We start from the raw sequence: 6,558 nt of genomic DNA, 5'->3' as shown, positions 1-6,558 counted from the left end.
AAGAATTGCTGTTATCATTTTGATTGCCATTGTAGTAATTTTAAATCAAAATTCTTTAGAATTTTTAGCCAAATTAATCGGTATTGTAAAGTAAAAGCTATATAAGGGAGCAATAAAATGGCATATGGAATACCACTTGAAATATATCAGATGCTTGAAAAGGTACTCGGAAAAGAGGATGCTCAAAAAGCTGTTGAAATACTGCAAAAATCTATCAATGAATCCTTAGAGTCTTCTGAAGAAAAATTAAAAATCTCTATCTCAGAAGACCTTAAAAAAGAACTTGCTTCCAAGTATGATATTGAATTGCTAAGACAAGAAATGAAAACGTTAGAAGTTGAGCTTAAGAAGGAAATTGAAATAACAAGAGTAGAATTCAAGAAAGATTTGAGAATTGCGGTTATTATATTGATCGCTATTATAGTAATTTTAAATCAAAACTCTTTAGAGCTTTTAGCCAAATTAATTGGTATCGTTAAATAACACAGCCTTTTCTTAACTGAGAATGCTACAAAATTTTTTTTAAGATATAGAATGTATATACATCGGGCGAGAAATTCAACAAAAAACATGAGATTCTTCGCTTACGCTCAGAATGACAATTTTGATTTTTGGGACAGGTCCACTCTTAACTCTAAAAGTCCTAAGAATGATAAAATATATATTTAAAATTTATCAGAGGTAGAATATGCCTAAAAGAACGGATATAGAAACTATTCTGCTTATTGGGTCAGGTCCGATAATAATCGGTCAAGCTGCAGAGTTTGACTACTCAGGAACGCAAGGGGCAAAAGCATTAAAAGAAGAAGGATATAGAGTTATTCTCGTAAATTCAAATCCAGCAACCATCATGACAGACCCAAACATAGCAGATAAAACATACATAGAACCATTGATTACACCGGTATTAGAGAAAATCATAGAAAAAGAAAGACCGGATGCAATACTTCCCACACTTGGCGGACAGACAGCATTAAACCTTGCAGTAGATTTGTATGAAAAAGGAATTTTAGATAAATACAACGTTGAGCTTATAGGTGCAAAGTATGAAGTCATAAAAAAAGCAGAGGATAGAGATTTATTTAAAAAAGCTATGGAAAATATCGGTCTGTCTATGCCAAAAAGTGCAGTAGTAAAATCTATTGCAGAGGCTGAAGAAGTTATTGATTGGATAGGCTTTCCGGTAATCATAAGACCATCTTTTACACTTGGTGGTACAGGTGGTAGTATAGCATATAACAGAGATGAATTTTATCCAAAAGTAAAAGCAGGTCTTGATGCATCTCCAATTCATGAAGTACTACTTGAAGAATCGGTGATTGGTTGGAAAGAGTTCGAGATGGAAGTTATGAGAGATAAAAATGATAACTGTGTGATTATCTGTTCAATAGAAAACTTAGACCCAATGGGCGTTCATACAGGAGATAGTATAACAGTTGCTCCTGCAATAACACTGTCTGATAGAGAATATCAAATTTTGAGAAATTACTCTATAGCGGTAATGAGAGAGATTGGGGTTGAGACAGGTGGTTCTAACGTTCAGTTTTCACAAAATCCAAAAACCGGCGAATTTTATGTAATAGAGATGAACCCAAGGGTTTCTCGTTCATCAGCTTTGGCATCAAAAGCTACAGGCTTTCCGATAGCAAAGATTGCAGCAAAGCTCGCTGTTGGGTACACACTCGATGAACTGCCAAACGACATTACTAAAAAAACACCAGCATCTTTTGAACCAACGATAGATTATATAGTTGTAAAAATACCAAGATTTGACTTTGCAAAATTCCCAGAAGCAGACCCAACCCTTACAACCATGATGAAATCCGTCGGCGAAGTTATGGCTATCGGAAGAACGTTTAAAGAAAGTCTGCAAAAAGCGTTAAGAAGTCTTGAACTTGGAAGATATGGATTTTACATGGGATTAGAAAATATAGATGAGCAAACATTAAAAGAAAAAATAATAAAGCCAAATCCGGACAGGCTTTGGTATATTGCGGAAGGTTTTAGAAGAGGCTATAGCGTAGATGAGATTAACAGATTATCTCACATAGATAAATGGTTTTTAAGTCAAATCAAAGAAATCATAGATTATGAGCTTTATTTATCTACGAAGGATATAAACTCAATCACAGACCAAGAGCTTGAAAAAGCTAAGCAGTGGGGATTTTCTGATAGAGAGCTTGCAAGACTTCTAAAAACAACAGAGGAAGAGATTAGAAAAAGAAGAATAGAGGTAAGCTATAAAGTTGTTGATACATGCGCGGCAGAGTTTGAAGCATTTACACCTTACTACTATTCATCTTATGAAAGTCTTTCCGGAAAGGTTGAAGATGATAATGTAATAACCTTTAGAGTATCTGAATAAAGTTTAAAGAGGTTTAGAAGATGGAATACAACTTTCAAGAAATTGAAAACAGTTTTTTAAAAGAATGGGAAGAAAATAAAATATTCAAAACAAAAGAGGAAGAAGGAAATAAATATTATGTTCTTGAAATGTTCCCGTATCCATCCGGAAAAATCCATATGGGACATGTGAGAAACTATGCAATAGGTGATGTAGTAAACAGATATTATAGAATGGCAGGAAAAAATACACTTCATCCAATGGGATGGGATGCTTTTGGAATGCCTGCAGAAAACGCAGCAATAAAACACGGCGTCCATCCGGCAAAATGGACTTACGAAAACATAGACTATATGAGGCAACAATTAAAAAGGCTTGGATTTTCTTATGATTGGGACAGAGAAGTGACTACCTGCAATCCGGAATATTATAAATGGAATCAATGGATATTCTTAAAGATGTTTGAAAAAGGAATTGCATACAGAAAATCAGCAATCGTAAACTGGTGTCCACATGACCTAACAGTATTGGCAAACGAACAAGTTATTGAAGGAAAATGTTGGAGGTGTGGAACTTCTGTTGTTCAAAAAGAAATTCCGTCTTGGTATTTAAAGATAACAGATTATGCAGAAAGACTTCTTGAAGATTTAGAAAAACTAAAAGGCAAATGGCCTTCACAAGTTTTGATTATGCAAGAAAATTGGATAGGAAAATCAGAAGGAGCAACGATAAAATTTCCGGTTAAAGGCTCATCAGACTACATAGAAGTTTTTACAACAAGACCAGACACTATTTTTGGCGTTACGTTTATGGCATTGGCACCAGAAAATCCGCTTGTTTTAGACCTTGCAAAAGATACTCCATATTTTGAAGAAGTTAAAGCTTTCGTAGATAAAATCAAATCAATGTCTACAAAAGAAAGGGGAATTGTTGAAGAAAAAGAAGGCGTGTTTACAGGAAAGTATGCAATAAATCCACTTACAAAAGAAGAGATTCCTATATATGCAGCAAACTATATACTTTGGGGATATGGAACAGGAGCAATTATGGCAGTTCCGGCTCATGATGAAAGAGATTTTGAGTTTGCAAAAAAATATAATCTTCCTATAAAAGTAGTAGTACAGCCAAAAGATAAAGAGTGGGATTTTGAAAAATCAGCGTATGAAGAAGAAGAAGGAATTTTGGTAAACTCAGGAGAATTTAGCGGACTTGAATCTTCAAAAGCAAAGCAAGAGATTACAAAATATTTAGAAGAAAAAGGTTTAGGAAAGAAAACGATAAACTATAAACTAAGAGACTGGAACATCTCTCGTCAAAGATACTGGGGTACTCCTATACCTATTATTTACTGTGATGATTGCGGAATAGTTCCGGTGCCAGAAGAAGATTTACCTGTTGTCCTTCCGCAGGATGTAGAATTTACAGGAGTTGGTGGATCTCCGTTGTCAAAGGTAGAAGAGTTTGTCAATACAACCTGTCCTAAGTGTGGAAAGCCGGCAAAAAGAGAAACAGACACAATGGATACATTCGTTGACAGTTCATGGTACTTTTTAAGATACTGCGACCCAAAAAATGACAAACTTCCTTTTGATAAAGAAAAAGTTGACTACTGGATGCCGGTTGATATATACATTGGCGGTATAGAGCATGCTGTTTTACATCTTTTATATTCGAGATTTTTCACTAAGTTTTTGAAGGATATAGGTTTAGTATCTGTAGATGAACCATTTGAAAAGCTTCTTACCCAGGGAATGGTATTGAAAAAATGGATAAGCATAGGAAAGCTTCTTGAAATTTTAGGCGTAGATGAGAATATATCAGTAGATGAGTTTAAAGAGAAGTTAGAAGAGTTTGTAAGCAGAAGGTAGAATTTGCCAGCCACAGAATAACCAATAAGGTAATCGTTAACGTATAATGTGTATGGGCAATTCATGATTGCCTATACTATTTCACTTTCTCTGTCATCCTGTGGACTGAGGGTGTTCCAAAATTTTTTAAATTTGCCTTTCCTTGTCATCCTGAGGACGAAGTCTGAAGGATCTCTTTTTTGATTTTTTGACTTGAAAAGAAAAAATATGAGATTCTTCGTCGGCTGCAGAATGACAGGCAAAGACGTAATTGCCTGATGCTTGATAATTATACCATTTTCTGATAGCTTAATCCCACACTCACAACCTCCCAATCTCTATCTCATCAAAACTTTCAACCTGTTTGTAAGGAAAATTATCTATGTACTCAGCATCTAACGGTCTTACAAGTCTAATAACATTATATCCAGCAGAAGCAGCTGCTATTATTTCATCCGAATTATCTGATAAAAATAAAATCTCTGAAGGATTAAACCCTATCTCCTTTGCAATCTTTACATAAGACTGTTTATCTTTCTTATTTCCGATGTTGGTATCAAAATAGCCAGAAAATAGATAATTTAAATCTCCATAATTTGTATAAGAAAACAAAAGCTTTTGAGCTTTTACAGAGCCAGAAGAATATATAAAAATCTTTATTCCAGAACAAAACCATTCTTTTAACTTATTATAAGCATCTGGATATACAAAGCCCTGCAGTTTACCAGATTTATAGCCCTCTTCCCAAATCAGCCCTTGCAACTCTTTTAAAGGAGTAATTTTTTTATCCTCAACTATCCAACTTTTAAGAATTTCTATCACCTCTTCCAAAGAAGCATCACTTTTATTAATCTCTTTCTTTACATCTTCTATAATTTTTTGTACTTGTGGATTTTGAAGATTGTTTTTTACGAATTCTTCCATTTTTTCATAAGAATAAGGAAACAATACATCTTTTACGAAAGAGATAGGCGTTGTTGTGCCTTCTATGTCTGTTAAAACTGCCTTTATCATTGAGTTTTCTCCTCTTTTTTGATAAGATTTTACCAAATTTAAATTTTAAACATCAAGGGAAAGATGAAAACACTAAAAATTTTTGCCGATGGTTCAAGTCTTGGAAATCCAGGACCTGGTGGTTATTGTAGTATCATAACAGACGGAGAGAAAAAAGCTGTCGTAAAAGGTGGAGAAAAGCTAACTACGAACAATCGGATGGAATTGATGGCAGTAATAAAAGCCCTTGAAAAGATTAAAAATAGCTATAATATAGAGCTTTACACTGATAGTAAATATGTAGTTGATGGTATAAACAGCTGGCTTGAGAAATGGAAGAAAAACGGCTGGAAAACGTCAAATAAGAAAGATGTGCTTAATATAGATTTATGGCAAAAATTAGACCAGCTTTTACAAAGACATAATGTAAAAGCATATTGGATTAAAGGACATAACGGACATCCTGAGAACGAATACTGTGATAAAGTAGCAAAAATGGAAGCATTAAAGTATATGCAAAATGAAGAAAAATAAGGTAAAAACAATTTATGTATGTAATGAGTGTGGGGCAACCTATCCAACGTGGGTAGGAAGGTGTTCTGTATGTGGTGCGTATAATTCTGTTGTTGAAGAGATAAAACAAGATACAAAAACAGTTTTCAAACCACAATCAACTTCTCAAGCATTGCCAATAACAAAGCTAAAAAAAGAAGCAGAAGTAAAGCGATATTCAACAGGATTTGAAAGCTTAGATAATGCACTTGGCGGTGGATTTGTAGATGGTCAGGTTGTCCTTGTCTCCGGTGAGCCGGGGGTTGGTAAGTCTACACTACTTTTACAAATCTCATCTTACTTTGCAAATGATAAAAAAGTTTTATACATATCAGCTGAAGAATCTCAGTATCAGATTTACATTAGAGCAGAAAGATTAAATGCTCTAAAAGAAAATCTTTATATTTTATCTGAGACAAATCTTGAAGCAATTTTACAAGCTATTGAAAACATCAAACCGGATTTGATAGTTTTAGATTCTGTTCAAACTGTCTATTCAGAAAATTTAGAATCTCCAGCCGGCTCTGTAAGTCAGGTTAAGTATGTAAGCAGTAAAATAACAGAAATTTCAAAATCTAAATCAATAATATCCTTGATAGTAGGTCAGGTTACAAAGGAAGGAAGTATCGCAGGTCCAAAGGTTTTAGAGCATTTGGTAGACACAGTAGCCCAGTTTGAAGGTGAAAGAGGTTATGCTTACAGAATCTTAAAAGTGATAAAAAACAGATTTGGCTCTTCCGGAGAGCTTGCAGTCTTTAACATGACAGAAAAAGGAATGGAAGAAGTTCTACAGCCTTCTTCTTTCTTCTTGGCAGAAAAACC

6 protein-coding genes are annotated in these 6,558 nt (G+C 34.3%); 5 read left to right on the top strand and 1 reads right to left on the bottom strand.

Translation table 11 applies throughout. The features are described 5' to 3' along the window. Window positions 1-117: 117 nt before the first annotated feature. From SULYE_RS04905 to leuS, 3 genes are all read left to right on the top strand, one after another. On the top strand, window positions 118-483 hold the full coding sequence (locus SULYE_RS04905) for a hypothetical protein (RefSeq protein WP_007547107.1): 366 nt from the start codon (window positions 118-120) through the stop codon (window positions 481-483). Window positions 484-688: 205 nt separating this feature from the next. Continuing rightward, window positions 689-2,365 (top strand): carbamoyl-phosphate synthase large subunit, encoded by a 1,677-nt coding sequence (carB, locus tag SULYE_RS04900; RefSeq protein WP_007547106.1) that lies wholly within the window; start codon window positions 689-691, stop codon window positions 2,363-2,365. 20 nt (window positions 2,366-2,385) lie between these two features. Further along, on the top strand, window positions 2,386-4,212 hold the full coding sequence (gene leuS, locus SULYE_RS04895) for a leucine--tRNA ligase (protein ID WP_007547105.1): 1,827 nt from the start codon (window positions 2,386-2,388) through the stop codon (window positions 4,210-4,212). A gap of 300 nt (window positions 4,213-4,512) precedes the next feature. On the opposite strand, the gene mtnC is transcribed toward leuS, so the two are convergent. Further along, window positions 4,513-5,205 carry an acireductone synthase gene (gene mtnC, locus SULYE_RS04885; protein ID WP_007547104.1) on the bottom strand — a complete coding sequence of 231 codons (693 nt, stop codon included), beginning with the start codon at window positions 5,203-5,205 and terminating at the stop codon, window positions 4,513-4,515. Window positions 5,206-5,268: 63 nt separating this feature from the next. Here mtnC and rnhA point away from each other — a divergent pair, with 63 nt between their 5' ends. Both rnhA and SULYE_RS04875 read left to right on the top strand, forming a co-directional pair. Beyond that, window positions 5,269-5,718, top strand: a complete 450-nt coding sequence (rnhA, locus tag SULYE_RS04880) for a ribonuclease HI (protein ID WP_007547103.1) — start codon at window positions 5,269-5,271, stop codon at window positions 5,716-5,718. Beyond that, window positions 5,705-6,558: ATPase domain-containing protein (locus SULYE_RS04875; RefSeq protein WP_007547102.1), on the top strand; the 854-nt coding region annotated here is incomplete at its 3' end. The genes rnhA and SULYE_RS04875, both read left to right, overlap by 14 nt.

Source organism: Sulfurihydrogenibium yellowstonense SS-5 (assembly GCF_000173615.1).
Lineage (GTDB): Bacteria > Aquificota > Aquificia > Aquificales > Hydrogenothermaceae > Sulfurihydrogenibium > Sulfurihydrogenibium yellowstonense.
Note: the sequence above shows the minus strand (reverse complement) of the source record. Positions and strands in the feature narration are given on the sequence as shown.

Coding starts and splice junctions, on each gene's coding strand:
- leuS (WP_007547105.1), top strand. CDS start 2,386: ATGGAATACAACTTTCAAGAAATTGAAAACAGTTTTTTAAAAGAATGG.
- carB (WP_007547106.1), top strand. CDS start 689: ATGCCTAAAAGAACGGATATAGAAACTATTCTGCTTATTGGGTCAGGT.
- rnhA (WP_007547103.1), top strand. CDS start 5,269: ATGAAAACACTAAAAATTTTTGCCGATGGTTCAAGTCTTGGAAATCCA.
- mtnC (WP_007547104.1), bottom strand. CDS start 5,205: ATGATAAAGGCAGTTTTAACAGACATAGAAGGCACAACAACGCCTATC.
- SULYE_RS04905 (WP_007547107.1), top strand. CDS start 118: ATGGCATATGGAATACCACTTGAAATATATCAGATGCTTGAAAAGGTA.